This window comes from Dactylosporangium sp. NPDC005555, from assembly GCF_040605635.1.
Lineage (GTDB): Bacteria > Actinomycetota > Actinomycetes > Mycobacteriales > Micromonosporaceae > Dactylosporangium.
In genome coordinates, this window is the sequence record NZ_JBEXDG010000013.1 from 129,053 (window position 1) to 155,938 (window position 26,886).

The 26,886-nt window shown below is 73.0% G+C and carries 28 protein-coding genes; 20 read left to right on the forward strand and 8 right to left on the reverse strand.

Annotation, left to right across the window (positions count from 1 at the left end; all coding sequences use genetic code 11):
• Positions 1 to 80 precede the first annotated feature (80 nt).
• The 7 genes from ABZS58_RS17485 (at position 81) to ABZS58_RS17515 (ending at position 7,060) form a co-directional block, all read left to right on the forward strand.
• A complete protein-coding gene (locus ABZS58_RS17485; protein ID WP_354782496.1) occupies positions 81 to 992 on the forward strand; it encodes a serine/threonine-protein kinase in 912 nt (303 codons plus the stop codon).
• A gap of 76 nt (positions 993 to 1,068) precedes the next feature.
• Positions 1,069 to 1,824 carry an SDR family oxidoreductase gene (locus ABZS58_RS17490; protein WP_354782498.1) on the forward strand — a complete coding sequence of 252 codons (756 nt, stop codon included), beginning with the start codon at positions 1,069 to 1,071 and terminating at the stop codon, positions 1,822 to 1,824.
• Complete coding sequence (locus tag ABZS58_RS17495) at positions 1,821 to 2,747, forward strand: aldo/keto reductase (protein ID WP_354782500.1); 927 nt, start codon at positions 1,821 to 1,823, stop codon at positions 2,745 to 2,747. Before ABZS58_RS17490 ends, ABZS58_RS17495 begins: the two co-directional genes overlap by 4 nt.
• Positions 2,748 to 2,794: 47 nt before the next feature.
• On the forward strand, positions 2,795 to 3,658 hold the full coding sequence (locus tag ABZS58_RS17500) for an amidohydrolase family protein (RefSeq protein ID WP_354782502.1): 864 nt from the start codon (positions 2,795 to 2,797) through the stop codon (positions 3,656 to 3,658).
• A gap of 7 nt (positions 3,659 to 3,665) precedes the next feature.
• A complete protein-coding gene (locus ABZS58_RS17505; RefSeq protein ID WP_354782504.1) occupies positions 3,666 to 4,337 on the forward strand; it encodes a FadR/GntR family transcriptional regulator in 672 nt (223 codons plus the stop codon).
• Positions 4,338 to 4,382: 45 nt separating this feature from the next.
• Positions 4,383 to 6,002, forward strand: coding sequence for a methyl-accepting chemotaxis protein (locus ABZS58_RS17510; RefSeq protein WP_354782506.1), 1,620 nt, complete (start codon positions 4,383 to 4,385; stop codon positions 6,000 to 6,002).
• An 8-nt stretch (positions 6,003 to 6,010) separates the two neighbouring features.
• Complete coding sequence (locus ABZS58_RS17515; RefSeq protein WP_354782508.1) at positions 6,011 to 7,060, forward strand: substrate-binding domain-containing protein; 1,050 nt, start codon at positions 6,011 to 6,013, stop codon at positions 7,058 to 7,060.
• A gap of 124 nt (positions 7,061 to 7,184) precedes the next feature.
• Here the strand turns inward: ABZS58_RS17515 and ABZS58_RS17520 are convergent, their stop codons facing one another.
• Positions 7,185 to 7,964 (reverse strand): hypothetical protein, encoded by a 780-nt coding sequence (locus ABZS58_RS17520; RefSeq protein WP_354782510.1) that lies wholly within the window; start codon positions 7,962 to 7,964, stop codon positions 7,185 to 7,187.
• Positions 7,965 to 8,122: 158 nt separating this feature from the next.
• Here ABZS58_RS17520 and ABZS58_RS17525 point away from each other — a divergent pair, with 158 nt between their 5' ends.
• The 11 genes from ABZS58_RS17525 (at position 8,123) to ABZS58_RS17575 (ending at position 17,884) form a co-directional block, all read left to right on the forward strand.
• A complete protein-coding gene (locus ABZS58_RS17525) occupies positions 8,123 to 8,575 on the forward strand; it encodes an Rrf2 family transcriptional regulator (protein ID WP_354782512.1) in 453 nt (150 codons plus the stop codon).
• A 13-nt stretch (positions 8,576 to 8,588) separates the two neighbouring features.
• On the forward strand, positions 8,589 to 9,008 hold the full coding sequence (locus tag ABZS58_RS17530; protein WP_354782514.1) for a cupin domain-containing protein: 420 nt from the start codon (positions 8,589 to 8,591) through the stop codon (positions 9,006 to 9,008).
• Between the two features lie 4 nt (positions 9,009 to 9,012).
• Positions 9,013 to 9,690: a DsbA family protein gene (locus ABZS58_RS17535; RefSeq protein ID WP_354782516.1), complete on the forward strand. Its 678-nt coding sequence runs from the start codon at positions 9,013 to 9,015 to the stop codon at positions 9,688 to 9,690.
• Positions 9,691 to 9,993: 303 nt separating this feature from the next.
• Positions 9,994 to 11,529, forward strand: coding sequence for an ABC transporter substrate-binding protein (locus ABZS58_RS17540; RefSeq protein WP_354782518.1), 1,536 nt, complete (start codon positions 9,994 to 9,996; stop codon positions 11,527 to 11,529).
• Entirely contained in the window at positions 11,526 to 12,539 is a 1,014-nt protein-coding gene (locus ABZS58_RS17545; RefSeq protein ID WP_354782520.1) for an ABC transporter permease, read from the forward strand. Before ABZS58_RS17540 ends, ABZS58_RS17545 begins: the two co-directional genes overlap by 4 nt.
• Positions 12,536 to 13,366, forward strand: coding sequence for an ABC transporter permease (locus ABZS58_RS17550; protein WP_354782522.1), 831 nt, complete (start codon positions 12,536 to 12,538; stop codon positions 13,364 to 13,366). Before ABZS58_RS17545 ends, ABZS58_RS17550 begins: the two co-directional genes overlap by 4 nt.
• A gap of 109 nt (positions 13,367 to 13,475) precedes the next feature.
• Positions 13,476 to 14,486 carry an ABC transporter ATP-binding protein gene (locus tag ABZS58_RS17555; protein ID WP_354782524.1) on the forward strand — a complete coding sequence of 337 codons (1,011 nt, stop codon included), beginning with the start codon at positions 13,476 to 13,478 and terminating at the stop codon, positions 14,484 to 14,486.
• Complete coding sequence (locus ABZS58_RS17560) at positions 14,483 to 15,466, forward strand: ABC transporter ATP-binding protein (RefSeq protein WP_354782526.1); 984 nt, start codon at positions 14,483 to 14,485, stop codon at positions 15,464 to 15,466. Before ABZS58_RS17555 ends, ABZS58_RS17560 begins: the two co-directional genes overlap by 4 nt.
• 91 nt (positions 15,467 to 15,557) lie before the next feature.
• Complete coding sequence (locus tag ABZS58_RS17565) at positions 15,558 to 16,685, forward strand: LLM class flavin-dependent oxidoreductase (RefSeq protein WP_354782528.1); 1,128 nt, start codon at positions 15,558 to 15,560, stop codon at positions 16,683 to 16,685.
• Positions 16,682 to 17,383 carry an alpha/beta hydrolase gene (locus tag ABZS58_RS17570; protein WP_354782530.1) on the forward strand — a complete coding sequence of 234 codons (702 nt, stop codon included), beginning with the start codon at positions 16,682 to 16,684 and terminating at the stop codon, positions 17,381 to 17,383. The genes ABZS58_RS17565 and ABZS58_RS17570 overlap by 4 nt, the downstream gene beginning before the upstream one ends.
• Positions 17,384 to 17,401: 18 nt before the next feature.
• A complete protein-coding gene (locus ABZS58_RS17575) occupies positions 17,402 to 17,884 on the forward strand; it encodes a flavin reductase family protein (RefSeq protein ID WP_354782532.1) in 483 nt (160 codons plus the stop codon).
• Positions 17,885 to 18,068: 184 nt separating this feature from the next.
• Here ABZS58_RS17575 and ABZS58_RS17580 read toward each other — a convergent pair whose 3' ends face one another.
• The gene (locus tag ABZS58_RS17580) at positions 18,069 to 20,021 is read right to left on the reverse strand and encodes a discoidin domain-containing protein (RefSeq protein WP_354782534.1); all 1,953 of its coding nucleotides are present in this window, start codon (positions 20,019 to 20,021) and stop codon (positions 18,069 to 18,071) included.
• Between the two features lie 431 nt (positions 20,022 to 20,452).
• On the opposite strand from ABZS58_RS17580, the gene ABZS58_RS17585 reads away from it, so the two are divergent.
• Positions 20,453 to 21,874 (forward strand): FAD-dependent oxidoreductase, encoded by a 1,422-nt coding sequence (locus tag ABZS58_RS17585; RefSeq protein WP_354782536.1) that lies wholly within the window; start codon positions 20,453 to 20,455, stop codon positions 21,872 to 21,874.
• Between the two features lie 31 nt (positions 21,875 to 21,905).
• Here the strand turns inward: ABZS58_RS17585 and ABZS58_RS17590 are convergent, their stop codons facing one another.
• From ABZS58_RS17590 to ABZS58_RS17610, 5 genes are all read right to left on the reverse strand, one after another.
• On the reverse strand, positions 21,906 to 22,373 hold the full coding sequence (locus ABZS58_RS17590) for a YfbM family protein (RefSeq protein ID WP_354782538.1): 468 nt from the start codon (positions 22,371 to 22,373) through the stop codon (positions 21,906 to 21,908).
• The gene (locus ABZS58_RS17595) at positions 22,370 to 23,029 is read right to left on the reverse strand and encodes a tetratricopeptide repeat protein (protein ID WP_354782540.1); all 660 of its coding nucleotides are present in this window, start codon (positions 23,027 to 23,029) and stop codon (positions 22,370 to 22,372) included. The genes ABZS58_RS17590 and ABZS58_RS17595 overlap by 4 nt, the downstream gene beginning before the upstream one ends.
• A gap of 24 nt (positions 23,030 to 23,053) precedes the next feature.
• Positions 23,054 to 23,986: a hypothetical protein gene (locus tag ABZS58_RS17600; RefSeq protein WP_354782542.1), complete on the reverse strand. Its 933-nt coding sequence runs from the start codon at positions 23,984 to 23,986 to the stop codon at positions 23,054 to 23,056.
• Positions 23,983 to 24,486 (reverse strand): PadR family transcriptional regulator, encoded by a 504-nt coding sequence (locus ABZS58_RS17605; protein WP_354782544.1) that lies wholly within the window; start codon positions 24,484 to 24,486, stop codon positions 23,983 to 23,985. The genes ABZS58_RS17600 and ABZS58_RS17605 overlap by 4 nt, the downstream gene beginning before the upstream one ends.
• Positions 24,487 to 24,778: 292 nt before the next feature.
• Complete coding sequence (locus ABZS58_RS17610) at positions 24,779 to 25,111, reverse strand: C40 family peptidase (RefSeq protein ID WP_354782546.1); 333 nt, start codon at positions 25,109 to 25,111, stop codon at positions 24,779 to 24,781.
• Here ABZS58_RS17610 and ABZS58_RS17615 point away from each other — a divergent pair.
• On the forward strand, positions 25,098 to 25,355 hold the full coding sequence (locus ABZS58_RS17615; protein WP_354782548.1) for a hypothetical protein: 258 nt from the start codon (positions 25,098 to 25,100) through the stop codon (positions 25,353 to 25,355). The two genes, ABZS58_RS17610 and ABZS58_RS17615, sit on opposite strands and share 14 nt — an antisense overlap.
• 505 nt (positions 25,356 to 25,860) lie before the next feature.
• Here the strand turns inward: ABZS58_RS17615 and ABZS58_RS17620 are convergent.
• Complete coding sequence (locus ABZS58_RS17620; protein WP_354782550.1) at positions 25,861 to 26,835, reverse strand: NPCBM/NEW2 domain-containing protein; 975 nt, start codon at positions 26,833 to 26,835, stop codon at positions 25,861 to 25,863.
• Positions 26,836 to 26,886 lie beyond the last annotated feature (51 nt).

Consider the following 26,886-nt stretch of genomic DNA (forward strand, 5'->3'; position numbering starts at 1 on the left):
AGCCCACCCGCGGGTGGTTGCGCCCGGGTTGCCCGCCGGGTTGCCGTGTGGTTCGCCGGCGATCAGGGAAAGGGAGAGGCATGCGGTGTCTGAGTGGGAGGTACCGCCTCGGCCCGAAGCTGGGCCAGGGCGGCATGGCGAGTGTCTGGCGTGCGCACGACGACGTCCTCGACCGGGACGTCGCGGTCAAGCTCCTCACCCCCGAGCACGCCGCCGACCCCGACGCGTTCCTCCGCGCCCGCAACGAGGCCCGCTCCGGCGCCCGCTTCGCCCACCCCAACGTCGTCGCCGTCTACGACTTCGGCACGTCCCGCCGCGGCGGGAGGGGCACCGCGTACCTGGTGATGGAGCTCGTCGAGGGCCCGCTGCTCGTCGAGGCGATGCGCGACGGACCGCTGGACTGGCAGGTCGCCGGGCGGATCTGCGCGGAGGTCGGCGCCGGGCTCGCCGCCGCGCACGGCCACGGCATCGTCCACCGCGACGTGAAACCGGCCAACGTCGTGCTCACCGCCGCCGGGGCGAAGATCCTCGACTTCGGTGTCGCCGCCCCCATCGGCCACCCGTCGGAGCGGATCCTGTTCGGCACCCCCGCCTACCTCGCCCCGGAACGCCTCGAAGGCGCCCCGGCGAGCCCCGCCACCGACGTGTACGCCGCCGGGGTGCTGCTCTACCAGTGCCTGACCGGCCGGATCCCGTGGCCGGTCGACACCGACGAGCAGGTCCTGCACGCCCACCGCTGCACGCCGCCGTCCGACCTGCCGCCGATCGCCGGGCTGCCGCCAGAGATCGCCGAGCTGTGCGCCGCCAGCCTGTCGAAGGTCCCCGAGTGCCGGCCGACGGCGATCGCCCTGGCGCTGATCCTCGCCGCCGCCGTCGACGTGCCCGTCCACGTCCCGCCGGTGCTGACCCACCGCCCCGCCCCGGCCGTCGACGCCCTCGACGCGCCCACGCTCGCCGTCCAGGCGCGCTCGAAAAGCGCGGTCATCGGATGAATCTCGGGCCTCCGGCGCTTGTGCTTCGTGGCTGCGGACTGGTAGACATCAAACCTCCGATGTATCTGGGGGTCTTGTGCGAGGAGAATTTGACGGGCTCGCCGCCGTCGTCACCGGCGGCGCCTCCGGGATCGGGCTGGCCACGGCCCTGCACCTGGCCGGGCGCGGCGCCAGGGTCGCGTGCCTCGACCTGCGCCCCGACGGGCTGCCCGAGCCGCTGATCGGGATCGCCGCCGACGTGGCCGACGACGCGGGGGTGCGGGCCGGCATCGAGTCCGCCGTCGAACGCCTCGGCGGGCTCGACATCCTGGTCAACAACGCCGGGATCGGCGCCGTCGGCACCGTCGAGACCAACAGCGACGACGAGTGGCACCGGGTCCTCGACGTCAACGTCGTCGGGCTGGTCCGCGTCAGCCGCGCCGCACTGCCGCACCTGCGCCGCTCCGCGCACCCCGCGATCGTCAACACCTGCTCCATCGCCGCGCACGCCGGGCTGCCCGACCGCGCGCTGTACAGCGCCAGCAAGGGCGCCGTCCAGGCGCTGACCGCGGCGATGGCCGCCGACCACGTCCGCGAGGGCATCCGGGTCTGCTGCGTCAACCCCGGCACCGCCGACACGCCGTGGGTGCGCCGGCTGCTCGCCCAGGCCGCCGACCCCGACGCGGAGCTCGCGGCGCTCAAGGCCCGGCAGCCGACCGGCCGCCTCGTCAGCGCCGAGGAGGTCGCGCACGCCATCGCCTACCTCGCCAGCCCCCTCGCCGGCGCGACCACCGGCACCGTGCTGTCCGTCGACGGCGGCATGCACGGGCTGCGGGTCAGGCCGCCGAAATGAGACTCGGGCTGGGCTGCGCGCAGCTGGGCAACCTCTACCACGAGATCAGCGACGACCGGGCCCGCGCGACCGTCGACGCCGCCTGGGACGCCGGGCTCCGCTACTTCGACACCGCGCCGCACTACGGCCTCGGGCTGTCCGAGCGGCGGCTGGGCGAAGCGCTGCGGGAGCGGCCGCGTGGGCAGTACACCATCAGCACCAAGGTCGGCAGGCTCCTCGTCGGCGACCCGTCCTACGCCGGTGGCATGGACACCGAGGGCTTCGTCGTCCCCGCCACCCACCGGCGGGTGTGGGACTTCAGCCGCGACGGCATCCGCCGGTCCCTGGAGGCGAGCCTCGCCCGGCTCGGCCTCGACCGGGTCGACGTGGCGCTGCTGCACGACCCCGAGCAGCACCCCGAGGTGGCGCTGCGCACCGGCTTCCCCGCCCTCGCGGAGCTGCGCGACGAAGGTGTCGTCGGCGCGATCGGCGCCGGGTCGAAGGACGCCGCCGTCCTGACCCGCCTCGTCACCGAGTGCAGCCCTGACGTCGTCCTCGTCGCCGGCCGCTACACGCTGCTGGAGCAGCCGGCCCGCGAGGCGCTGCTGCCCGCGTGCGCGGCCGCGGGCGTCGGCGTGCTCAACGCCGGCGTGTTCAACAGTGGCCTGCTGGCGCTGCCCGACCCGCGTGCCGACCTGCCGTACGAGTACGGCGCCGCGCCCGCCGCCCTGGTCGCGAGGGCCCGCGAGATCGCGGCCGTCTGCGACCGGCACGGCACGACCCTGCCGGCGGCGGCGCTCGCGTTCGCCGCCGCCGACCCGGCCGTCACCGCCGTCGTCGTCGGCGCCGACTCCCCGGAGCAGATCCGCCGCAACGCCGAGCTCGCCGCGACGCCGCCGCCGGAAACGCTGTGGCCGGCGCTGCGGGATGCCGGGCTGCTGTGACCGTGGACGCTGTGGCTGCGGACGCTGTGGTTGTGGACGCTGTGGTTGTGGATGCTCATCACCATCTGTGGGACCTCGACGACGGGTACACCTGGCTCGACGACCCCGCCCTCGCCCCGATCCGCCGCACGTTCGGCCCCGCGGACCTGCGGCCCGAGCTCGCCGCGGCGGGCGTAGCGCGCACCGTCCTCGTCGAAGGCGGTCTCTGCGCGCTTTCGGAGACGCCGGTGCTGCTCCGGCACGCCCTGGACACGCCGGAGATCGCGGGGGTGGTCGCCTGGGCCGACCCGTCGGACCCGCCCCTGGAGTACTACCGGGGCCTGCCGGGTGCCGGGTATCTCGTCGGGCTCCGGGCGCAGGTCCAGGCCGAGCCCGCCGGGTACCTGGACGCCGCGGAGGTCCGGGCCGGGCTGCGGGCGATCGGCGCCGCCGGGCTCGCCTTCGACCTGGTCGTCCGGCCCGACCAGCTCCGCGAGTGCGCCCGGCTCGCCGCCGACCTGCCGGAGGTCCGGTTCGTCCTCGACCACCTGGGCAAGCCCCCTTTGCGCTCGGGCTCGCCGCAGCCGTGGCGCGACGACCTCGGGCTCCTCGCGCGGTGCCCGAACGTGACGGCGAAGCTGTCCGGGCTGGTCACCGAGGCAGAATGGTCCTCCTGGACCGTTTCGGACCTGCGGCCGTACGTGCGGGCGGCGATCGACCTGTTCGGTCCCGAACGGCTCATGTTCGGCTCGGACTGGCCCGTCTGCCTCCTCGCCGCGTCGTACCGGCGCGTCCTGGAGACCGTCGTCGAACTGCTGCAGGACCTCCTGCAGGACACGGAGCGCGCGGCCGTTTTCGGCGGCACCGCCGCGGCCGTCTATCAACTGGACACCGGCGGGACCGGCGTAGAGTCGCCCCTGATGAACACATGAGGCACCCATGGCACTGACCGACGAGGCAATCGACAAGATCAAGGGCATGATCACCTCCGGTGAGCTCGGCCCCGGCGACCGGCTGCCGAAGGAGGCGGACCTCGCCGAACGGCTCGGCCTGTCCCGCAACTCGCTCCGCGAGGCGGTCAAGGCCCTGTCCATGATCCGGGTCCTCGACGTCCGCCAGGGCGACGGCACCTACGTCACCAGCCTCGCCCCGGACCTGCTCCTGGACGCGCTGAGCTTCGTCGTCGACTTCCACCGCGACGACACCGTCCTGCAGTTCCTCGAGGTCCGCCGCATCCTCGAGCCGGCCGCGACGGCCCTGGCGACCGAGCGGATGACGCCCGCGGACATCGCGAAACTCCAGGCCGTCCTCGACGAGCTCGGCGACGACCCCCCGATCGAGGCGCTCGTCGCCAACGACCTGGAGTTCCACCGGCAGATCGCGGCGGGCTCCGGCAACGCCGTGCTGTGCTCCCTGATCGACGGGCTGTCCGGGCCGACGACCCGGGCGCGGATCTGGCGCGGCCTCACCCAGGAGGGCGCCGCCGCCCGCACCCGCGAGCAGCACCAGGCGATCGTCGACGCGATCACCGCCCGCCAGCCCGACCTCGCCCGCTCCTGGGCGACGATCCACGTCGCCGGCGTCGAGGAATGGCTGCGCCGGGCACTGTGACGTAATTCGCTCAGGTCCGGGGTCCGGCCGCCGATCGGCGGAGTCGTGGAGCATGCAGAGACGCGGCGGCCGGGACGGCAGTGGCTGGCCGACCAGCCGGTCGCCCGGAAGCTCCTCCTGCTGGTCCTGGTCTGCTGCGCGGTCGGCGCCGTCGTCCTCGGTGTCGGGGTCACCAGCCTCGGCGAGGTCAACGCGAAGGCCGCCGACCTCTACAACGCCAACCTCGTCCCGTCGTCGCACCTGGCCGCGATGAACCAGGCGGCCATGAAGGTCCAGAACGACGTCGCCAACTTCGCCCTGTCCAACGGGCCGGTCGCCAGCAAGGCGTTCCAGGACGGCATCGCCGCCGCGGACGCCACCGTCGACGCCGAGCTCGCCGCGTACCGCGCGACCGTCACGACCACCAGGCAGCGGCAGCTCCTCGCCCGGTTCGAGATCTGGTGGGGCGCGTTCCGCAACATCCGCGACCACCGGCTGCTGCCGCTCGTCGCCGCCGGTGACATCCCCGGCTTCCAGGCCGCGTACCTCGGCGACGGCGCCACCGTCACCGCCAACGCCGTGCACGCGCTCACCGACCTGCTCGCCTACGAACAGGCCAGCGGCCGGTCCGCCACCAGCGCCGCGTCCGACGCCTACGGGCGGGCCAGGATCGCGATGGTCGTCGCGCTGCTCGCCGGGCTCGCCGCGGCGCTGCTGCTCAGCCGGCACCTGACCGGGCTCATCGTCCGCCCGATCCGCCGGGTGCACGGCGTGCTGACCGCCGTCGCCGACGGCGACCTCACCGCCGACGCCGACATCCGGCAACGCGACGAGGTCGGCGACATGGCCCGCGCCCTGAACGCGGCGACCGCCAGCACCCGTGAGGCCGTGCGCAGCCTCGGCGACAACTCCGCGACCCTGTCCGCCGCCGCGGAGGAGCTCGCCGCGATCAGCCGGCAGATCGACACCAGCGCCACCGACGCCGACTCCCGCGCTTCGCTGGTCGCCCGCACCGCCGGCGAGGTCAGCGAGCACGTCGCCGCCGTCGCCCACGGCACCATGGAGATGGGCGGCGCGATCGAGGAGATCTCCCGCAGCACCGCGCACGCCGCCACCGTCACCGCGACCGCCGTGTCGATCGCCGCCGCCACCAACGAGACCATCGGCAAGCTCGGCTCGTCCTCCGCCGAGATCGGCGAGGTCGTCAAGGTCATCACCTCGATCGCCGGGCAGACGAACCTCCTCGCCCTCAACGCCACCATCGAGGCCGCGCGGGCGGGCGACTTCGGCAAGGGCTTCGCCGTCGTCGCCCAGGAGGTCAAGGACCTGGCCCGGGAGACCGCCCGCGCGACCGACGACATCGGCAGGCGCGTGCAGGCGATCCAGCTCGACACCGAGGACGCCGTCAACGCGATCGGCCAGATCGGTGAGGTCATCGCCCAGATGAGCGAATATCAGCACTCGATCGCCGCCGCCGTCGAGCAGCAGGCGGTCACCGCCCGCACGATGGGCCACAGCGTCGACGAGGCCGCCGGCGGGTCCGTGGACATCGCCACCAACATCGCCGGCGTCGCCGCCGCCACCAGGTCGACCAACGAGGGCGTCACCAGCACCGGCGAGGCCGTCGACCAGCTCGCCCGGATGGCCTCCGACATGCGTGGCCTCGTGTCCCGCTTCACGTATTGAGGTGTGCTGTGCGCCTTCTGCTGCTTGTGGCGCTGTCCCTGCTCGCCGGCTGCACCCAGGCGCTGGAGACCGGCGACGCCGGGCCGTCCGCCCGGGTGGCGCTGCTGCTGCCGGAGCGGAAGGCCAGCCGGTACGAGGCCGGCGACCAGCCGTACTTCGCGCAGAAGCTGTCGGAGCTGTGCCCCCGGTGCGAGGTCGACTACCGCAACGCCGAGCAGGACGCCGCCAAGCAGCTGCAGCAGGCGCGGGACGCCCTCGACCAGGGTGCGAAGGTCCTCGTCCTCACGCCGGTCGACAGCCTCGCCGCCGGGGAGATCGTCGCGGCGGCCCGTGCGAAGAGCGTGCCGGTCATCTCGTACGACCGCCTCGTGCTCAGGACGCCGGTCGACTACTACATCTCCTTCGACAACGCGAAGGTCGGCGCTCTGCAGGCCGCGGCGCTGCTGCAGGCCCTCGGCGCCAGGGCGTCCGCGGGGGAGATCCTCTGGATCAACGGCTCGCCCACCGACAACAACGCCACCCTGTTCAAGCAGGGCGCGCACGCGGGCCTCGACGGCAAGGTCCGGGTCGCGGCGGAGTCCGACACCGCGGAATGGAACCCGGACAACGCGAAGGCGTGGACCGCCCGGATCCTGCCGACGCTGCGCGGACGCACGATCGTCGGCGTGTACGCCGCGAACGACGGCACCGCGGGGGCGGCGATCGCGGCGATGAAGGCCGCGGGCCTGCCGCAGGTGCCGGTCACCGGGCAGGACGCCGAGACCGCCGCGCTGCAGCGCATCCTCGTCGGGGACCAGTACATGACGGTCTACAAGGCGATCCGGACCGAGGCGGAGCGGGCGGCGGTCCTCGCCGACGACCTGGTGCGCGGCAAGCGGCCCTCCGCGCCGGCGACGGTCGACAACGGCGCCGGGCGGATCCCGTCGATCCTGCTGGATCCGGTGACGGTCACGAAGGACACGATCGCGTCGACGGTGGTGAAGGACGGCTTCGTCACGCCGACCGCGCTGTGCGCCGGCGCCTACGCGGACGCGTGCAGGGCGGCGGGGATCGTCTGAGTCGTCCGCGGACCTCGCCGAACCCGGCCCGGCGGTCAGTGCCGCCGCGGCCGGGCTCGTCGAGGTGCGCTTCGAGTGGTCACTCGTGGGAGTTCGAGTGGTCACTCGTGGAGAGTTCGGGTGGTCACTCGTGGGGGAGGAGGAAACGGTGGTTGACCTGGAAGCGGTTGCCGTCGGGGGTGGCGAAGACCGGCCAGCGGGCCGGGTCGGGGCGCGGGACGGCGCGCAGGAGGGCGCGGGCCTGACGGCCGCGAAGGTCGAGCTGGGCGACGAACTCGTCCCGGCCCAGGCGCGGCAGCGGCACCTCGGCGGGCCACGGCTGGACGACCGTCGGCCGGGAGGGAGCCTGTGACGGGTCGAGCTTGACCGCGATGAGCCGGACCGCGTCCGGGTGGAACGACGAGCCGTGCTCCAGCGTGCGGTCACGGAGCTGGGCGAGGTGGTCCAGCAGCGAGTACGACGCCTGCGGGTACGCCTTGTCCGAGCGGGTCTCCTCGAGGCCCTCGTACTGCGCGCGGAAACGGCGGCCGTTGGCGCGCACGATGAAGACGGTCGACGGCACGTCCGCGATCATCGGGGCGCCGGCGCGGCGCCGGGCGTTGGCCGGGTCGCGCAGGACCGCGGTGGCGTGGCTGCGCAGCGAGCGCAGCGTGCCCTGGCCGATCTTCAGGCGGTGCGTGGCGTCGGCGATGAGGGTGCCGTCGTCGTACGCGGCGAGGCGCGGGGCGCGCAACGCGTTCCAGCCGGCGGGCACGAACCCGCCGGTCAGCTCCCAGGTGAGCAGCGGCTGCGGGCGCCGGCCCGCCTCGGTGTCGTCCGGCGCGGCCACCGCGATCGCGGCGCCGCCGACGGCGGCCGTGATGCCGACCGCGCCCGCGCCCAGCAGCAGACTCCTGCGGTTCATGCTTTCGTCGCTCCCGTCCGGCCGGGCGTCGTGCCCGGCCACTGGTGACCTTAACGACAAAACGGACTAAAAGACTCCAAACGGTTCTGGCTGCAATGGATACATACCGAAGTCGTTTGGTAGGGTTTCGCGACCGCAACGTGAAACGAGGACCCGCGATGCGCATATCGGCGAAGGCGGACTACGCCATCCGCGCACTGGTGGAGCTGGCGGCCGACGCCCGGCGCCCGCTGGTCTGCGAGGGGATCGCCGCCGCCCAGCACATCCCGTACCGGTTCCTCAAGTCCGTCATGCGCGACCTGCGCCGCACCGGGCTGGTCCGCAGCCAGCGCGGCTGCGAGGGCGGCTACTGGCTCGGCCGGGACGCCGCCACGATCACCCTCGCGGACGTCGTCGCCGCGGTCGACGGCGAGCTGATGACCGTCCACGGCGAGACCCTGGAGGGCGACGCGGCCCGGGCACCCGGCGTGACCGCGGTCTGGCGCGCCATCCAGGCCCGCACGGAGGAGATCCTCACCGGCGTCACCATCGCCGACCTGCTCACCGACACCCCGCCCGAGCCGGCCGCGACCCTCCTGGCAGCGCAACGACTGGTCAGCAGCACCGCGTAGAAAGAAGTCCACCATGACCGACCACTGGCACGCCCCGCTGCGGCACATCAAGGGCAGGGAGCTCAGCGGCGACACCCGGCAGACCACCGGCATGACCCGCCTGGAGGCGGTGTCCGGCAAGACCGTCGGCTCGGAGAAGGTCTGGATGGGCCAGACCCACGTCGCCCCGGCGACCAGCTCCGGCGACCACCACCACGGCGAGGCCGAGACCGCCATCTACGTCGTGTCCGGCAACCCGGTGTTCGTCTTCGCCGAGGACGGCGCCGAGCGGAGGATCGAGACCGAGCCCGGTGACTACATCTTCGTGCCGCCGTTCGTCCCGCACCGCGAGGAGAACCCTGGCACGCAGGAGGCGGTCGTCGTCATCGCCCGCAGCAGCCAGGAGGGCGTCGTCGTCAACCTCCCCAGCCTGTTCGGCGCCGGGGCGGACTGAGCGCATGCTGGAGATCGTCGAGTTCACCGACCCGATGTGCCCGTGGGCGTGGGGGTCGGAGCCGACGTTCGGGCGGTTGCGCGAGCTCACCGGGGGCCGGGCCGGCTGGCGGCGCGTCTACGGCATCCTGTTCGACCTCGACGACGACCCGCCCCCGGACCCGGCGGCGGAGACGGCCTGGTATCACCGCTTCATCGAGAACGTGTCGGGCCACACCGGCGCGCCCTGCCCCGCGACGCTGGAGCGGGTCGCGCTCAGCTCGTGGCCGGCGTCCCTGGGGGCGAAGGCCGCCGCCCTGCAGGGTTTCGAGGATGCCGTACTGCGGAAGCTGCGCGAGGCCATGTTCCTGCGCGGCGAGCCCGCGGACACGCCGGAACGCGTCCTCGCCGCCGCGAGCGGTGTCGCCGGGCTGGATCTCGACGCCCTCGCCCGCGATCTCGCCTCGCCCGGGATCGAGGCCGCCGTCCGCGCGGACTGGCGGGAAACCCGCCGGCCGGCACCTGAGGTGATCGGCCTCACCGCGCCGGGTCCACACTGCGGCGCCGCCAAGGAGATCGACGGCGGTCTGCGGTACGCGCTGCCGACGCTGCTCTTCGAAGGCCCCCTGGGCAGGGTGGTCGTGCCTGGGTGGCGCCCCCTGGCGGAGTACGTCGACGCGGCCGAGCGCGTCGCCCCGGCCTGAAAACTCCTATAAAAACCATCGGATTTGTCTCGAACAATAAGACACTTCCAGATGGCTATTGACGTGAGTTCCGCGCCGTCCGCATGATGGGCACATGACATCGACCCACCCCGGCGTAGTTCGTCGCTACGTCGACTTCAGGCGCACGGCAAGCGCCCTCTGTCGATAAGTCACCGTCGATCCATCGGGGCGCTCTCCGCCCGCACCTCCCACCGAAGCGGCTCCCGCCGCCGCGCCGTGCCCAGCACCGCGCCGCGGCCGATGACGCGCACCCTCCGACACATCCGAAAGGCTTCCGTCCCCATGAGCTCATCGCTGACCCGCAGGTCGTTCCTCGGACTGGGTGCCGTAGCCGGCACCGCGACCCTGCTCGCCGCCTGCGGTGACGGGACGGTCGCGGGACCCGGCGCCGGCGCCGCCGGCGGCACCCTCAAGTGGGGCTGGTCCACCGTCACCAGCTTCGACCCGGTCACCTCCTCCGCCGGCTGGGACGTGCACATCCTGTCGCTGGTCTACGCCGGCCTCACCAAGCTCGACGAGCAGGGCAACGCCGTCCCCGCGCTCGCCACCGGCTGGAAGTACGACAGCGCCGGCACCACCCTGACCTTCACGCTGCGGCCGGGCCTGAAGTTCAGCGACGGCACCGCCCTGGACGCCACCGCGGTGAAGAAGAGCCTGGAACGCGGCCGCGACTTCCCCAAATCGCTCGTCGCCGCGCAGCTCGCCAACGTCAGGTCGGTCACCGCGCCCGACGCGACCACCGTCGTGCTCGGCCTCGCCCAGCCCGACTACCAGATCCCGAACCTCCTCGCGGGCAAGACCGGCATGATCGTCAGCCCGGCCGCGTTCGAGGGCGACGCCACCGGCCTCGCGACGAAGCCCGCCGGCGCCGGGCCGTTCACGCTCACCTCGTACGTGCAGAACGCCAAGGCGACGCTCACCCGCAACCCCGACTACTGGGACGCGGCGAACATCAAGCTCGGCGGCTTCGAGGCGTACCCGCTGCCGGAGCCCGCCACCGTCGTCGCCGCGCTGCAGTCCGGGCAGTACGACGTCGCCCAGATCCCCGGCAGCCAGGTCGACGCGGCCAAGGCCGCGGGCCTGCAGGTGCAGGTGATCCCGTCGCTGGTCGTCGCGGTGCTGGACGTGAACATCACGAAGAAGCCGTTCGACGACCCGAAGGTCACCGAGGCGCTGCGCTACGCCGTCGACAGGGCCGCGCTGCTCAAGACCGCGCAGTTCGGCCACGGCGACGTCGCCTACCAGCCGTTCCCGAAGGGCTACGCCGGCTACAGCGACAGCCTCGACGGCATCCACCAGTACGACCCGGCGAAGGCGAAGCAGCTTCTGGCGCAGTCGAGCTACGGCACCGCGCCGGTCGAGGTCGTCATCACCACCGCCAAGGCCGAGGGCGTCCCCGAGCAGCTGCAGTCCCAGCTCAACGCGGCCGGGTTCAAGGCCACCATCGAGGTCATCCCGCAGGCGCAGGCCACACAGCTGGTATACGTGCAGCACAGCAAGGCCCTGTTCGTCGACCAGTTCGCCGGCCGGGACTCCGCGGTCCAGGCGTTCCAGGTGCTGTTCGGCAAGGAAGGCCTCATGAACCCGGGCCGGCAGACGCCGCCGGAGCTCGCCGACGCCCTCGCGAAGGTCAGCAGGACCCCGCTCGACGACCCGTCCTACCCGAGCGTCCTGCAGGCGGCGACCACCGTCGCCGTGAAGTCGATGCCGAACGTCTTCCTGTACAGCGTGCCGCGGATCCTCGCCCGCCGGGCCAACGTGTCGGCGATCCCGGGGTTCACGGTCGTCCAGCGCTTCGAAGGGGTGACCGTGTCATGACCACCCTGCTCTCCCGGCCGCCGGAAGCGATATCGAAAAGCGCGGCCCCGGCCGAACGGCCCCCGAGGAAGCCGCGCGGATGGATCGGCACCGTCGCGACCCCCGTCGTCGTGTTCGTGTTCTCGTCGATGCTGACGTTCGGGCTCGGCGCGCTGTCGCCGAGCAACCCGGCCGCCGCCGTCCTCGGCGAGACCGCCACCCCCGCCGACATCGCCCGCATGAACCACGAGTTCGGCCTCGACCGGCCGCTGCCTGTGCAGTACCTCGACTGGCTGTTCTCGGCCCTGCAGGGCGACCTCGGCAGGTCGTACTTCACCACGATCCCCGTCGCCGACAGCATCTTCGCCGCCCTGCCCGTCGACCTCGCCATCGCCGGCCTCGCGATCCTCCTCGCGGTGCTGATCGGCGGCGCCGCCGGGATCGCCGCCGCGCTGCGGCAGGGCGGCCGTCTCGACCGGGCCGTCACCGCCGTCGCCGCGGCGCTCGGCACGCTGCCGCCGTTCGTCGTCGGCATCGGGCTCATCGTCGTCTTCTCCGTGCTGCTGAAGGCGTTGCCGGCCGGCGGATACGTGGCGCTGGACCAGGACCCGGTCCAGTGGCTGCGGTTCGCGATCCTGCCGTCGCTCGCGCTGAGCCTCGACATCGCCGCGTCGATCGCCCGGCAGCTGCGCACGTCGCTCGTCGGGCAGCTCGGCGAGAACTACGTGACCGGCGCCGTCGTCCGCGGCCTCGGCGCCCGGCGGGTCCTGTTCCGCCACGCCCTGCGCAACGCGATCGGGCCCGCTCTCACCGTGCTCGGCATCGGCGTGCCGATGGTCCTCGGCGGCGCCGTCGTCACCGAGAAGATCTTCAACCTGCCCGGCCTGGCGCAGCTGGCCCTGCAGGCCTCCGGGCAGCACGACATCCCGCTGATCCAGGGCACCCTGCTCGTCACCGTCACGGTGGTCCTCGGCTGCAACACCCTCGTCAACCTGGCGCTGCTGCGCCTCACCCCGCAGGGCCGGCGATGAGCACCCTCACGGCCGCCAGGCCGTTCACGAAGCTGCGACTGCCGTCCGCGCGCGTCGCCGTGGCCGTGCTCGCCGTCGTCGCGTTCCTCGCCGTGGCCGGTGGGGCCGTCGCGCCGCACGACCCGCTGCTGCAGGACCCGGACCTGGCGCTGCGCGGGCCGAGCCTCGCCCATCCCTTCGGCACCGACTACCTCGGGCGTGACGTGTTCAGCCGGCTCCTCGCGGGCACCGGCACCACCGTCCTCGCCGCCCTGGAGAGCGTCGGCGTCGGGCTCGCCCTCGGTGTCCTGCCGGGACTCGCGTCGCTGTGGCTCGGCCGCGCCGTCGAATGGGTCCTGCTGCGCGCCGTCGACGCCGTCATGACGCTGCCGTTCATCGTCTTCGCGATCGCCGTCACCGGCGTCCTCGGCAACGGTCTCACCCAGGCGATGGTCGCGATCGGGGTGCTGTTCGCGCCGCTGTTCTTCCGCGTCACCCGCGCCGCCGGCCTCAGCCTCACCCGCGCGCAGTACGTCGAGGCCGCCGAACTGTTCGGTGCCTCACGATGGCGGATCCTGCGCACCCACGTGTGGGGCAAGGTCGTGCCGACCGTCGCCGTCACCGCCGCGCAGGCCACCGGCGGCGCGCTCCTGGCGGTGTCGTCGCTGACGTTCCTCGGCATCGGCGTCCAGCCGCCCGCGCCCACGTGGGGCGGGATCCTCGCCAGCGACCTCGGGTTCCTCGCCCAGCAGCCGTGGGCGCCGGTCATCCCGGCGGCGTTCATCATGGTCGCCGTCGCCGCGCTCAACGCCCTCGCCGACGCGATCCGCCCCGGTGGTGCCCGATGAGCGGGCAGCGGAGCGGTGGCGGCGTGAGCGGCCAGCGGAGCGGCTCGGGCCGCTCATCATGTGACAGTTCTGGCTCAGGCCGACGCCGGAGCGCAGCGGAGGTGGCGGCATGAGCACCGTCCTGAGCGTCGACAACCTCCACGTTTCCGTCGGCGGCGTCGGTACGACCGGCGCCGGCCGCTCCCGTCGGGGCCCTGCCGGGCACGAGGCGGTGCGGGACGTGTCGTTCACGATCGGACGGGGCGAGTCCGTCGGCCTCGTCGGCGAGTCGGGCTCCGGCAAGACCCTCACCTGCCGGGCCGTCCTCGGTGTCCTGCCGCCCGGCGTGGCCGTCACCGGCGGCACCGTCCACCTCGGCGGCACCGACCTCACGACGCTGGACCGGCGCGGCTGGGACGGGGTGCGCGGCAACCGGCTCGCCGCCGTCTTCCAGGACCCGGCCTCCTACCTCAACCCGTCGCTGACCGTCGGCCGGCAGCTCGCCGAGCAGCTGCGCCTCAAGCGCGGCCTGCCCCGGGCGCAGACCCGGGCCGCCGCCGTCGACCTGCTCGCCGCGATGGGCCTGCGCCGGCCGTCCGCCGTCCACGACCAGTACCCGCACGAACTGTCCGGCGGCATGCTGCAACGGGCCCTCATCGCCATCGCCGTCGCCGGGGAACCCGAACTCCTCGTCGCCGACGAGGCCACCACCGCCCTCGACGCCGCTGTGCAGGCCGAGGTCCTCGACCTGCTGCGGCAGCTGCGCGAGGAACGTGGCCTGGCGCTGCTGCTGGTCAGCCACGACCTCGCCGTCGTCGCCGAGGTCTGCGACCGGATCGCGGTCTTCTACGCCGGCGAGATCGTCGAGCAGGGCCCGACCGCCGACGTGATCGCGAACCCGCGGCACCCGTACACCGAGGCGCTGCTGCGGGTCGCCTCGCTCGGCGACTGGCGCCGCCGCGACCTGGAGGTCATCCCCGGCCGCCCGCCGGAGCCCGGCGCCATGCCCGTGGGCTGCCGCTTCGCGGCCCGCTGCGCCCACGTGTCGGAAGCGTGCGGTGCGCCAGCCCCGCTGTCCACAGTGGACGACCGGCAGGTCCGGTGCCACCGGGCCGCGACCCTGGAGCTGGTGGGCGCATGAGCACGCTGCTGTCCGTGGACTCGCTCGACGTGACGTTCGACCGGCACCGGGTCCTCGCCGGCCTCTCCCTGCGGGTGCGGGCGGGGGAGATCCTCGGCATCATCGGCGAGACCGGCTCCGGCAAGACCACCCTCGCCCGCGCCGTCGTCGGCCTGGCACCAGTGCGGGCCGGCCGGATCACGTTCGACGGCACCGACCTCACCGCCCTGCGCGGCAGGGCCCGCCGGGCATGGCGGCGCACCGGCCAGGTCCAGTACGTGTTCCAGGACCCGCTGCGCGCCCTCGACCCGCAGCACACCGTCGCCCGGATCGTCGCCGAGGGCCTCGCCGTCGCCGGCACCCTGGACCAGGCGTCGATCGCGGCCCGGGTCACCGCCGCGCTCACCCAGGTCGGCCTGGACCCGTCCCTCGCCGACCGGCTGCCGGGGCAGATCTCCGGCGGGCAGCGGCAACGGGTCCTGCTGGCCCGCGCCGTCGCCCTCGACCCACGGCTGCTGCTGTGCGACGAGCCCGTCAGCGCCCTCGACGCGTCCAACCGCAACCACGTGCTGCGGCTTCTCGCCGACCTCCGCGACCGGTCCGGGGTCACGGTCGTCGTCATCTCCCACGACCTGAGCTCCCTCGCCGGGATCGCCGACCGGGTCGCGGTCCTCTACGGCGGGCGGCTCGTCGAGCAGGGCCCGATCGGGGAGGTCCTCACCGGTCCGCGGCACCCGTACACCGCGCTGCTCACCGCGTCCGCGCCCAGCGTCCGCCGCGAGCACCCGATCCCGGCCCGTGCCCTGCGCCCGTCCCCGGACCACGTGCCGGTCGCCGCGTTCGGGGCGGACGCCTGCTCGTACGCGACCCGCTGCCCGTTCGCGACCACGGCGTGCACCACCACCCCGCTGCTGGAGGTGTCCACAGTGGATGGTGAGCGGGCCGTCGCGTGCCACCACGCGGACGAGTGGCGCGCACGGCTCCCGGCCGGCGTGCGATGAGCACCCCGCCGAGCACCCCGCAGGCCGACACCATCCTCGCCGCGGCCGGACAGGCCGCGCTGTCCCGTTCGAACCCAAAGGAGCACACGCCATGACGGTCGAGTTCGTCGGCATGATCGGCACCCAGCACGCCTCGGAGATCCACGCGCCGACCGGCCCTGTGATCGACCCGGCGTACACGCGCCGGTTCGCCCGCGCCCACGAGGACGCCGGCTTCGACCGGATCCTCATCGGCTACGGCTCCGGCTGGCCCGAGGGCGGCCAGGTCGCCGCGCACGTCGCCGCCCACACCGAGCGGCTCGGCCTGCTCATCGCGCACCGCCCCGGGTTCGTCGCGCCGACCCTCGCCGCGCGGCAGTTCGCGACCCTCGACCAGCTCAGCGGCGGCCGCGTCGCCGTGCACACGATCACCGGCGGCAACGACGCCGAGCAGCAGCGCGACGGCGACTACCTGAGCAAGGACGAGCGGTACGCGCGCACCGACGAGTACCTGGAGATCCTCCGCCGGGCGTGGACGTCGCCGGAGCCGTTCGACTACGACGGCCGCTACTACCGCTTCGCCGACTTCGCCGCGCACGTCCAGCCGGCGCACCGGATCCCGCTGTTCTTCGGCGGGTCGTCGGAGGCGGCGTACCGTGTCGGCGGCAGGCACGCGGACACGTTCGCGCTGTGGGGCGAGCCGCTGAAGGAGACCGCGGAGCAGATCGCGTCCGTGCGGGCCGCCGCGGCCGCCGCGGGCCGCGCCGACGTGCCCGGCATCAGCGTCTCGTTCCGCCCGATCCTCGGCGCCACCGAGGACCTCGCGTGGGAGCGGGCGCACAGCATCCTCGACACGATCACCTCCGGCGCGGCGAAATGGCCGCAGCGCGCGTGGCGCACCGACGGCGCACCGCAGAACGTCGGCTCGCAGCGGCTCCTCGCCGCCGCCGCGAAGGGCGACCTGCACGACCGTGCACTGTGGACGGCCCCGGCGAAGGCGACCGGCGCGGGCGGCAACTCCACCGCGCTCGTCGGCACCCCCGAGACCGTAGCGCAGGCGCTGCTGGACTACGTCGACATCGGCGTCACCACGATCCTCATCCGCGGCTACGACCCCCTCGACGACGCCATCGACTACGGCCGCCACCTGCTGCCCCTGATCCGCCAGGAACTCGCCCACCGTGCCTCGGTGGCTTCTTTCCCGCAGGACGCCGAGCCGGTCGCGGCGGGTGCCCGGTGACCGCGACGATCGGGGCGCCCATCGTCGGCGGCGCCCGCTGGGACCCGCCGGCCGCGATCGCGGTCCGCGGCACCGTGCTGATCCTGCCGGGCCGCGGCGAGCACGCCGGTGTCTACGACCGGTTCGGCCGCCGGATCGCCGCCGACGGCTACGCGGTGCGCTCCGCCACCCCGCAGACAGCGGTCGACCTGGCGACCGGCGCGACCGGCCCGGTGGTGCTGGCGGGGTCCGACACCGGTGCCCTGCACGCCCTCGCCGTCGCCGCCGCCCACCCTTCGCTGTTCGCCGGGGTCGTCGCCGCCGGTGTGCCGGCCGAGGACGAGGTCGACATCGACTGGGCGAGCGAACTGGAGGCCCGCACCGCGTGCCCGACGCATCAGGCCCGGCTCACCGGCGACACCGGCTTCCAGCGCGGGGCTCTGGCCCTGCCGGTCGCGCCCGCGCTCCTGGCGCCCGCGCCCGTCACGGTGCCGGTCCTGGTCCTGCACGGCGAGGCAGACACCGTCAGCCCCGTCGGGTCCGCCCACCGGATCGCCGCGGGCCTGCCGAACGCGGAGCTCGGCACCGTCCGCGACGGCCGGCACGACGTGCTCAACGACGCCACCCACCGCACCGTCGCCGCGCACATCGTCCAGTGGCTCGAACGCCTGCGCGCCGACGCCGCCGCCACCCCGATCCTCACCGTCCACCCGCACTGACGCTTTAGGGGGACCCCGATGACCGTCACCGCCATCGAACCCGACCTGTTCCGCCAGCTGCTGCGCCGGCACGCCGCCGGCGTCGTGGTGATCACCGCGCCCGGACCGTCCGGCCCGGCCGGGTTCACCGCCACGTCGTTCACGTCCGTGTCGCTGCACCCGCCGCTGGTGTCGTTCTGCCTCGACCGCCGCTCGTCGAGCTGGCCGACGATCGAGGCCGCCGGTCACGTCGGGGTCCACATCCTCACAGACGCCCAGGAACACCTCGCCCGCCAGTTCGCCACCAGCGGCATCGACCGCTTCGCCACCCCCACCCGCTGGCACACCGGCGCCCACGACGTCCCGGTCCTCGACGGCGCACTCGCCGTCCTCGTCTGCCGCGTCGCCGACCGCGTCCACGCCGGCGACCACGCCATCGTCCTGGCCGAACCGGTCGTCGGCGCACACCAGGAGGGTCTGCCCCTGCTGTACCACATGGGCCGCTACCTCAAGGCCGCATGACCGGGTGCTCCGGAGCGTCCGATCCAACCGGTCGACGTCCGGCCGCGGTGTGCCGGCCGGCGAGCCGCTGGACTCGCTGTGGCTCGGACAGTTTTCGATGTCAGAGCCGGAGGGCGGGTGACGACCGGCGCCCGGTCGTCACCCGCCCGGCCCCGACCGTCGGCGTCGGTCAGGGGGCTTCTGTTCAGCCGGTGTAGACGCGGAACTCCGAGACCTGGCCGGCGGGCCAGCCGGTGTTGGCGGTGAAGGTCAGCCGCAGGTAGCGGACGCTCGTGGTGGTGGGCAGGGTGATCGTCACCGTGTTGGCGGCGTTCTGGTCGAAGGTGTAGCTGCGGGAGGCGACGATCGTCGCGCCCGACGAGCCGTCGGTGACCGACAGGGTCTGGCTGCGGGTGCCCCAGTTCGACGGCAGGGTCAGCACGACCCGGCGGGCGGCGGTGGCGGCGCCGAGGTCGACCTGCAGCCACTGCGGCCACGCGTTGTTGGCGCTCTCCCAGTAGGTGCCGGTGTTGCCGTCGACGGCGTTGCCGCTGCCGTACACCTGGGTCTGGCTGCTCTGTGAGGTCGGCTTGCCCTGGGCCAGATTGGTGTTGTTGTTCGGCGGTGCCGAGGTGGTGACGGTGACGGCGTTGGAGGCGCCGGACGTGTTGCCGGCCGCGTCGTAGGCGGCGACCGTGAAGGTGTACGCCGTGGAGGCCGCCAGACCGGTCACCGTGAAGGCCAGGGTGCTGGTCGTGCCGACCGCCACCGTGCCGGAGCCGCTGGTGCGGGAGACCCGGTAGCCGGCGACGCCGACGTTGTCGGTGGAGGCGTTCCAGGCGAGCGCGACCGTGGTGTCGGTGCTGCCGGTGACCCGCAGGTTGCCGGGGACGCTCGGCGCGGTCTGGTCCGGGCCGGTCGGGAACGGCACCGTGAAGCGGGTCGCGGTCAGCGCGATCTGGCCCTTGAGCATCCGGCCGCCGTCGGCGGTGAGCCGCAGGTAGTAGTCCGAGGAGCAGGGGGTGCCGTCCTCGTCGAGGGCGCGCATCCCGGAGTTGGTGGGCTGCCACGCCGCGCTCTCCGCGGTCTTCGCGATCTGGTTGCCCTCGTTGAACTCGTCGAACATCGAGATGTAGACGCTCGGCACGCCGGCGCGGGTGTGGTTGTAGAACTGGCGCCACATCAGCTCGCCGTGGCGCCGGTGCCCGGCGGCGAGGTCGCCGGGGATGACGCACGGCTGGTAGTCGATGCCGCGCGCGTTGAGGTCGACGAGGTCCGGCAGGACCCGGTTCTGGTAGAACCAGTCGGCGCCGGCGTCGTCGCTGATCCGGCCGACCATCCACGGCGAGATCATGTGGAACGCGTGGTACACGTCGAGGTAGCCGACGCGGGAGTCACCCTCGCCGAGCCGCCAGTGCGTCGGCACCCCGCCGATCACGTAGCAGCCCTGGTTCTTGAACCAGTTGATGACGTCGAGGCACTGCGCCGGTGTGAACGGGCGGCCGTCGTCGTTGAAGCCGAAGCCCCAGATGCACACGACCGGCTTGCCGTTCTGCTTCGCGTAGGCGGGGGAGGAGGTGTACGCCGACATCTTCGTCGTCCAGTCGGTCTTGATCTCCGACTGCATGTTCAGCCACCAGGTGACGTCGTACATGATGTAGAACTTGCGGCCGGTCGCCTCCGCCGCGGTGCGGACCTTCGCGGCCATCGCGTCGCGGGTCGGTCCTTCGCCACCGAACGGGTTGAAGCGCTGCAGGGCGGCGACGTCGCAGCCGTTCTGCTGCATCCAGCGGAAGTGCGTGTCGACGGTCTGCTGGTCGTAGGAGCTGAACAGGTTCGCGGGCTGGCCGTTGCCGAGGTTGGCGAAGTTGGTGCGGTATCCCTTGGTGAAGTCGCGCATGTCGGGCCAGCAGGTGATCGAGCAGGCGCCGGGCGCGGGCGGCAGGGACCAGTTGGGGCTGTAGTGCCACCAGCCGTTGATCGGGGCGCCGTCGCCGGGCGCGGCGAACCAGCCCTGGTAGCCGACGGTGACCTTGCCGACGACGTCGCCGGGCGGGCTGGCGGCCTCGGCGGCGGTGGTGGCCACCGCGACGGGCAGGGCGGTGGCGGCCGTCCCGGCGAGCGCGGTGGTGATGACGGAGCGGCGGGAAACTCCCATGTGGACTCCTCGGGTGTGCCCGTCGGGCGTCCTGGGTCCCGCGGGCACGCCTGCTGAGCCGGCCCGATGGCGGTCGGGCGCGGCGGGCGGTGCGACGGGACGACTGGGCACTGGCGACGGGGCGGGCGGGGGCATGGCGTTGGCGGGGCAGCGGGCAGGCGGGCCCGCAGACCGGCACAGAGCAGCCCACGCGTGTCACGGCGCGGTTGGCGGTGCTGGCATCTCATGTCGGCTTCTGGGCTGGAATCCTGCCAGCAGTCAGCATCTCAGCGCAATACTTCGATGCGATCCTCGCAAGATTGCGACGACCCCCGAAGCCTCCGTGGCGCCGTGTGTTTCACGGGGATGAATTCCCAGCTCACGGGCGGATCGAGAAGCTTCTTCGCTTGTTGGGTAAGATCCTCGATGGGTTTCGGACTTGGGGAGAGCCGGTGGCAGCGACAGCAGCGCAGCGTTTCGCGGAGATCAACACGCCCCACCCGCCGACGGACACGAAGGTCCTGATGCGGCGCGCGGTGGTGCTCGGCGGCAGCATGGCCGGCCTCATGGCGGCCAGGGTGCTGAGCGACCACGCCGACGAGGTCGTCATCGTCGAGCGCGACGAGACCGACGTGAACGCCGGCCCGCGCCCCGGCGTGCCGCAGGGCAGCCAGGTCCACGCGCTGCTGCCCGCGGGCCAGGTGCAGCTGGACCGCTGGTGGCCCGACTTCACCGAGCGCGCCGTCGCCGCCGGGGCACCCGACGAGGGCCGCACCGACGCGAAGATCTTCATCAACGACGAGCTTCGGACCACGACCGAGCCGCCGCCGGAGAAGCCGATCCTCATCACCACCCGCCCCTTCCTGGAGGCCCAGGTCCGCCTGCGGGTCCTGGAGAATCCGAAGATCCGGATGGTGTACGGGCGCGCCGAAGGCCTCCTGTTCGCCCCCGAGGAGGGTGGCGGCGTCGTCGGCGCCCGCTACGTCCCGGCCGGCGCCGAGGAGCCCGTGGAGATCGACGCGCAGCTCGTGGTCGACGCGATGGGCCGCGCAAGCTCGCTCAACGACTGGCTCGAGCAGCGCGGCTGGCCCCGCGCCCCGATGCAGCGCATGCCGATCAAGCTCAACTACGCCTCCGCCCTGTTCCAGCGGGACCCGAAGGTCAGCGACTGCTGGATCGCGATCTCGCAGACCACCCCGGCGAAGGACCGCATCGCCCGCATCGGCGGCGTCAGCTCGGTGGAGGGCGACCGCTGGATCATGCTGGTCGCCGGGTATGACGACGACCGGCCCAGCCGCGACGTCGACGACTTCGCGAAGCGGTGCCGGGAGTACTTCCCGCAGATGTTCGGCGACATCGCCGAGCGCGGCGCGATGATCGGCAACGTCATCACGTACCACCAGGCCGACAGCCGCCGGCGCGACTTCGACCAGGTCGACCGGCTGCCCACGGGCATCATCGCGGCGGGTGACGCGGTCGCCTCGTTCAACCCTGTCTACGGCCAGGGCATGACGTCCGCGACGCTGCACGCCTCGTGCCTGTCGGAGTGGCTGCGCACCGGGCCGGACCTCGCCACCGAGCCGGCCCGCGGCTACTTCGAGCGGGTCCGGATCGTCGTCGACGCCGCCTGGCAGGTGTCGACGTTCGCCGATCTGGGGCTGCCGCACATCACCAGTGGCCAGCCCCGCGGCTACAAGGCCATCAAGTGGGCGAGCGAGGTCATCCTCAAGGCGTCGATGACCGACGACGTCACCAGCCAGAAGCTGAACAGGGTCACCACGATGCTGGACCACCCGAACGCCCTGGCCAGTCCCGGCCTGCTGCTGCGGGCACTGCGCCTGAAGTGGTTCGGCGGTGCCCGCGCCCGGGCCTGACCGCTTCGACGACGTCGGCGCCGCCGGGGCCTCAGCTCATCCAGATGAGGACGCTGTCGCCCTCGGCCGCGGCGGTGTGGAAGAACGTCGCGAGGGTCTCGTAGGACGTCCGCAGATAGTCCAGGGACTTCGGGTCGTGCCAGATCGTCGGGTAAACGTCGTCGGCGAGCAGCGCCGCCGGCTCGTAGTGCGCGGCGAGGGACCCGAACGGGGTCGCGTCGAGGAACGCGGCGGCCGTCGCGACCTCGTCGGGGGTCAGCACCCGCGGCGAGTCGTAGCCCCACTGCTCGTCGGTGATCGGCAGGCCGCCGCTGATCACGTCGACGGGCGCGTCGACCTGCGCGAGCAGGAACTCCAGGCCGCCCCACGCCTTGTCGATGTCGATGTGCGGCCGGTCGGTGATCTGGTCGTTGGCCGCGAAGTGGTCGGTCCGCAGCAGGTCGCGCAGGTCGGCCAGGTCGCCGTCGCGCAACCGCGCGTACTGCGTGATCATGCTCATGACGCGCGATCGTAGTCGAGCGCGCGGCGTGCCTCACCGACCTGGCGTGCGACGGCCGCGGCGCCGTGCTCCGCCGCGAGCCGCTCCGCCCGCTCCAGCAGCGCCGTCACCTCGTCGTGCCGGCCCCGCGCCGCGGCGACATGGGCGAGACCGACGAGGTTCGCGGCGACGCCCGCCTGGTGGCCGATCTCCTCCCGGAGCTCCGTCGACTCGGCCAGCAGGTCCCGCGCCTCGTCGAGCCTTCCCGCGAGGTGCGCGGAGATGCCGAGGTGGCGCAGCACGTACGACAACGTGAGCGGGTCACCCGCGGCCTTCGCGAGGGTCCTCGCCCGGTGCAGTGCGGGCACCGCCGCGCCGTCGTCGTGGCGGACCACCTGGTGGAAGCATCCGATCCAGAACAGCGCCTCGCCCTCGCCGCGGGCGTCGCCGAGCTGCTGGAACAGCTGGGCGGCCCGGGAGAACAGCGGCAGCTCCGCGGGGTCCTCGACCCGGTCCCGCAGGAACCTGGCGTGCACGACCCGGCCCCGGGCGAGCGCCAGGCCGGCCTCGACCGCGTCGAGCTCGCGGTCGGCGTCGAGCAGAGCGTCGTGGTCGTCGCCGAAGACGCTCCGCTCGTACAGCTCCCGGGCCCTCGCCAGATGGTGCTCCGCGCTCATCCGGCAAGCATAGGACCCGGTGAATCAGATGCGGGCCAGCCGCCGCGCCCGCAGGTGCCCGATCGTGAGGAGCCCCACGGCGATCACGCCGAGGATCACGGTCTGCGGCCGCAGGTGGACCTGTGGCACACCACCGATGGTGGCACCGTGGACCAGCGAGGGCACGTGCAGCGTCGCGTCGAGCAGGATCACGATCGTGGGGCAGGCCGCGGCGATCGGCAGCCGTGGATCGATCAGGACGCCGGCGGTGACCGCCGTCAGCAGCACGAACGGATACAGGAGCACGTCGGCCGGGCTGATGTAGGTGCCCGCCAGCAGGTGGTGGCCGAGCCACAGCACCGCGACCGCCGGGACGACGGCCAGCCAGACCGCTGACGTGCGCCGCCGCGGTGTCCTGTCCGCGACGCTCAGCCCGGCCAGGATCACGAAGGCGGTGACGATCTGCCACGGCAGCTGACCGAACATCGCGGGCGCGGCCGCCCACAGGCCGGCCGCGACGGCCGCGACGACCGTCCGCCCCGTGACCAGCGCCGCCATGGCGGTGATGCCGAGCAGCAGCGGGGCGGCGTAGTGGGCGACCAGATACGGGCTCGCACCGACGTCGTGGAGGAACTGGGCGTCCTGGAAGTCGCGGGAGTCCTCGACGACGCGCAGGGCGACGGAGGCGAACGCCTGACCCAGCAGGACCAGGGCGCCGATGCACAGCCCCTCGGTCCACACCGCGCGGGTCGTGCGCCGCCGGCGCAGGTCGAGCCGCTCCTTCAGGCCCTGCGTCACGATGCTCGCCGACTCGCGGACGCTGGGCCTGCGCTGCCCGGGTGCGGCGGCGTCGAGCAGGGTGCCGATCATCTCGTCGCCCCGCTCGGCCCGCCACCGCCCGGGATAGGCGTGCAGCAGCATCTCGTACCTGCGGACGAGGGTGCGCGTGTCGTCCCCGGTGCGGTCGGCCGCGCTCATGCGGGGCTCACCGTCGTGCTGATGGCGCGGCGCCGGGCCGTCGCGTTGGTGACGACCTTCGCGGCGGCCGCGAGCCGGGCCGCCTCCTCCCGTAGGGCGTCGCCGCCGTCGCCGGTGAGCGCGTAGTAGCGCCGGGCCCGCCCGTTGACGATCTCCTCGCTGACGACCTCGACCAGCCCGGCCTCGGCGAGCCGGTCCAGCACCGCATAGAGCGAGCCGGCGGCCAGCCGCACCGACCCGTCCGAGAGCGCCTCCACCCGCTTGATGATGACGTAGCCGTGCAGCGCCCCGTCCATCAGCGCGGCGAGCACGAAATAGCTCGGCGATCTCAGTTGTATAGTCATGTAAGAAGAGTATCCGTGTCGCGTGTCCATCGCAAGGAGCCAGCCGCCGCTGCCGTCCGCGAGCCGCAGGCCGGTGACCTCGTCGCCGGTCCGGGTCAGCTCGACGGCCGGACAGCCGGCGACCGGCGCGCACCAGGAGCCGTCGGCCGCCCGCACCGCGTCGAACGCGCAGTGCGTCTCGTCCGTCCAGCCCCAGGCGCGCAGGATCTCGATTTCCGCGTACTCGTGCCGACCGACGCGACCCGGCCCCCGTCCTCGCGGTGCAGGTACCCGGCTCGCAGACCCGGCACGGCCGTGCCCTCGAAGTCGGCGGTGGCCGCCCGCCGATGCAGCCGGTACGGCTGCGGCATTTCCGACATATCAGCAAAATAGCGGGCGGCGGTGGTGCTTTCGTCGCGGCGCACCGGCGCGAACTGTCGCACCAGCGGCGGCCGGTGCGCCGCGCGGGTCAGCCGATGATGCGGCGCCCGGCGTAGAACGCGTACACCTTGCCGATGCGGACATGATCCCCCGGGTGCGGCGCATGGATCATCATGCCGTCGCCCAGGTAGATGCCGACGTGCCCGGAACTGGGAAACACCAGGTCTCCCGGCTGTAGTTGCGCGCGGGACACCGACCGTCCACGGCCGATCAGGCCGCCGGTCTGGTGCGGAAGTGTGATGCCGGCCCGGGCATAGCTGGCCACGACCAGCCCCGAGCAGTCGAACCCGTTCGGCCCGGCGGCGGCCCACACATAGGGCTTGCCGAGCTGCGCCTTCGCGTAGGCGATGACGGCGCTCACCGATCCGGGCACCATCGCTGTCTGCGTGGTCGCCGGCTGTTTCGGTTTCGGTTTGACCGCCGGCTTCGCGGCCTTCGGCTTCGCGGTCTTCGGCGCCGGGGCCTTCGTCTCGGGCTGGAGGACCTGGACGGCCTCGGTGACCCGCCGGATCGGCGGCGTCCGCCGCTCGAAGAACCGGTCGGCCCGCAGCACGGGCGTGCGTGCGGCGAGTTGCTGCGGGATCTCCGCGGCGGTTGATGTGTGAGTGGCGTCCGCAGCGGCCGGTGCCGGCAGGACGACGGTGGACAGGACTATGGCGACCGCGACGAGGCGGTGAAGTGAGAACAGAACGTGCTCCCCTGGTAGGTCCAGGACTCAGCTGTGCATCCCGTGGCCGGACGTCCGACCGCGTCCCCCGCTCAGGCAAGGGCTTTCCGGGAACCTGGACAAGGCGAAACAGTTGTCAGCGCCAGGAATGAACACCGGGCGTAATTCGGAACCTATGCGCCCCAAGGAGATCATCGAGCGCTCGCCATCGATCTCACACGCGATGTCACCCCATGCCCCCGGCGCGTCGCAGACCCCGAGGCCCATGAATACGCCCCGTGACGCCCCTTGATGCGATGCGCGGCCACCACGATCCCGGACGATTCGACGGGCCCGGTTCCCCGGAACTCCAGAGCATGGTGGAGAAGCCCGGCGGGACCCGCCGCGAAGCGGTGGGGCGGCGAGCTTCAGCGAAGCTGCAGGCGGGTAACAGCGGGTGACGGCTACTGGCGCAGCAGGGCGTCGCCGACGGCACCGTACGGGCGGGTGGCGTTGGCGCAGGTGCCCTTCGTGCGCAGCGCGGACAGGGTGAGCGTCCGGGCCGACGTGACGTCCAGCTCCACGGGCGCCGAGGCGGTCCGGCTCACCGTGACGGTCGCCGCGGTCCTGCCGTCGACCTCGACGACCAGCTTGACCACGACGTCCTTCGGCGCGACGGCGTCGAGTCCGGCGGTGCCGGTGAAGCGCTTGAACCTCCCGTCGAGCGCGAACGTCACGGCCGACGGTCTGCCCTCGCAGCCGACCCAGAAGCCGGTCGAGTCGGTGAAGTGCACGCCGTTGAGGGTGCTGTCGTACGCCCGGCCCGACTCGCCCCGGTCGGACGCGGTGACGCCGGCGTCGTGCAGCGGCATGTCCCCGGCAGCGGCGGTCTTCACCTCGTCGCTGAAGCGGTCCACCCACGGGATGACGGTGCCCGCGCAGAGGGCGAGCAGCCCCGCCACGAACGCCAGGGTGCTGAGCACGCGGACCGGCGACGACCGCGGACCGGCCGGCACGGGCATCCCGACCCGGTGCTGCCGCGCGACCCGCTGCCACGTCGCGGGGTCCACGACACCCGCGCGGTTGGCGAAGTCGAGCCGGTTCAGCTGGAACGGGGCCGAAAGGTCCAGGAAGCTGTTGTACGTCGCGCGCCGGTCCCACGTGCGAGTGGGGATCTCGAGGTGGTCGTGCCGGTCACGCTTGTCCTGACTGGTGATCTTCAGGATGGTGTACGACCTGCCGTCGCCGCCCAGGACGAGGGCGGGACGGCGTTTCTCGCCCTCGCCGTCGCGATACGGGACCGTCGCCCACCAGATCTCGCCCGGCTGCGGGACCGCGCCCCCTGACCCGCCGCGGTTGAGGAACCCGGCGACGATCCAGCCGGCGACCCCCGCCACGACCAGAACCACGCCGACCGTGAACACCGCATTCGCCAGCATCGCTGCGTCAACCCCCCGAGGACCGAAGCATCGATCCTGCCAGACGCATCG

What these genes read in the sequence shown, in the direction of transcription:
- ABZS58_RS17485 (WP_354782496.1), top strand. Translation starts at nt 81, where the DNA reads ATGCGGTGTCTGAGTGGGAGGTACCGCCTCGGCCCGAAGCTGGGCCAG.
- ABZS58_RS17495 (WP_354782500.1), top strand. Translation starts at nt 1,821, where the DNA reads ATGAGACTCGGGCTGGGCTGCGCGCAGCTGGGCAACCTCTACCACGAG.
- ABZS58_RS17505 (WP_354782504.1), top strand. Translation starts at nt 3,666, where the DNA reads ATGGCACTGACCGACGAGGCAATCGACAAGATCAAGGGCATGATCACC.
- ABZS58_RS17520 (WP_354782510.1), bottom strand. Translation starts at nt 7,964, where the DNA reads ATGAACCGCAGGAGTCTGCTGCTGGGCGCGGGCGCGGTCGGCATCACG.
- ABZS58_RS17525 (WP_354782512.1), top strand. Translation starts at nt 8,123, where the DNA reads ATGCGCATATCGGCGAAGGCGGACTACGCCATCCGCGCACTGGTGGAG.
- ABZS58_RS17530 (WP_354782514.1), top strand. Translation starts at nt 8,589, where the DNA reads ATGACCGACCACTGGCACGCCCCGCTGCGGCACATCAAGGGCAGGGAG.
- ABZS58_RS17535 (WP_354782516.1), top strand. Translation starts at nt 9,013, where the DNA reads ATGCTGGAGATCGTCGAGTTCACCGACCCGATGTGCCCGTGGGCGTGG.
- ABZS58_RS17540 (WP_354782518.1), top strand. Translation starts at nt 9,994, where the DNA reads ATGAGCTCATCGCTGACCCGCAGGTCGTTCCTCGGACTGGGTGCCGTA.
- ABZS58_RS17545 (WP_354782520.1), top strand. Translation starts at nt 11,526, where the DNA reads ATGACCACCCTGCTCTCCCGGCCGCCGGAAGCGATATCGAAAAGCGCG.
- ABZS58_RS17550 (WP_354782522.1), top strand. Translation starts at nt 12,536, where the DNA reads ATGAGCACCCTCACGGCCGCCAGGCCGTTCACGAAGCTGCGACTGCCG.
- ABZS58_RS17555 (WP_354782524.1), top strand. Translation starts at nt 13,476, where the DNA reads ATGAGCACCGTCCTGAGCGTCGACAACCTCCACGTTTCCGTCGGCGGC.
- ABZS58_RS17560 (WP_354782526.1), top strand. Translation starts at nt 14,483, where the DNA reads ATGAGCACGCTGCTGTCCGTGGACTCGCTCGACGTGACGTTCGACCGG.
- ABZS58_RS17565 (WP_354782528.1), top strand. Translation starts at nt 15,558, where the DNA reads ATGACGGTCGAGTTCGTCGGCATGATCGGCACCCAGCACGCCTCGGAG.
- ABZS58_RS17575 (WP_354782532.1), top strand. Translation starts at nt 17,402, where the DNA reads ATGACCGTCACCGCCATCGAACCCGACCTGTTCCGCCAGCTGCTGCGC.
- ABZS58_RS17580 (WP_354782534.1), bottom strand. Translation starts at nt 20,021, where the DNA reads ATGGGAGTTTCCCGCCGCTCCGTCATCACCACCGCGCTCGCCGGGACG.
- ABZS58_RS17590 (WP_354782538.1), bottom strand. Translation starts at nt 22,373, where the DNA reads ATGAGCATGATCACGCAGTACGCGCGGTTGCGCGACGGCGACCTGGCC.
- ABZS58_RS17595 (WP_354782540.1), bottom strand. Translation starts at nt 23,029, where the DNA reads ATGAGCGCGGAGCACCATCTGGCGAGGGCCCGGGAGCTGTACGAGCGG.
- ABZS58_RS17600 (WP_354782542.1), bottom strand. Translation starts at nt 23,986, where the DNA reads ATGAGCGCGGCCGACCGCACCGGGGACGACACGCGCACCCTCGTCCGC.
- ABZS58_RS17615 (WP_354782548.1), top strand. Translation starts at nt 25,098, where the DNA reads ATGACGGCGCTCACCGATCCGGGCACCATCGCTGTCTGCGTGGTCGCC.
- ABZS58_RS17620 (WP_354782550.1), bottom strand. Translation starts at nt 26,835, where the DNA reads ATGCTGGCGAATGCGGTGTTCACGGTCGGCGTGGTTCTGGTCGTGGCG.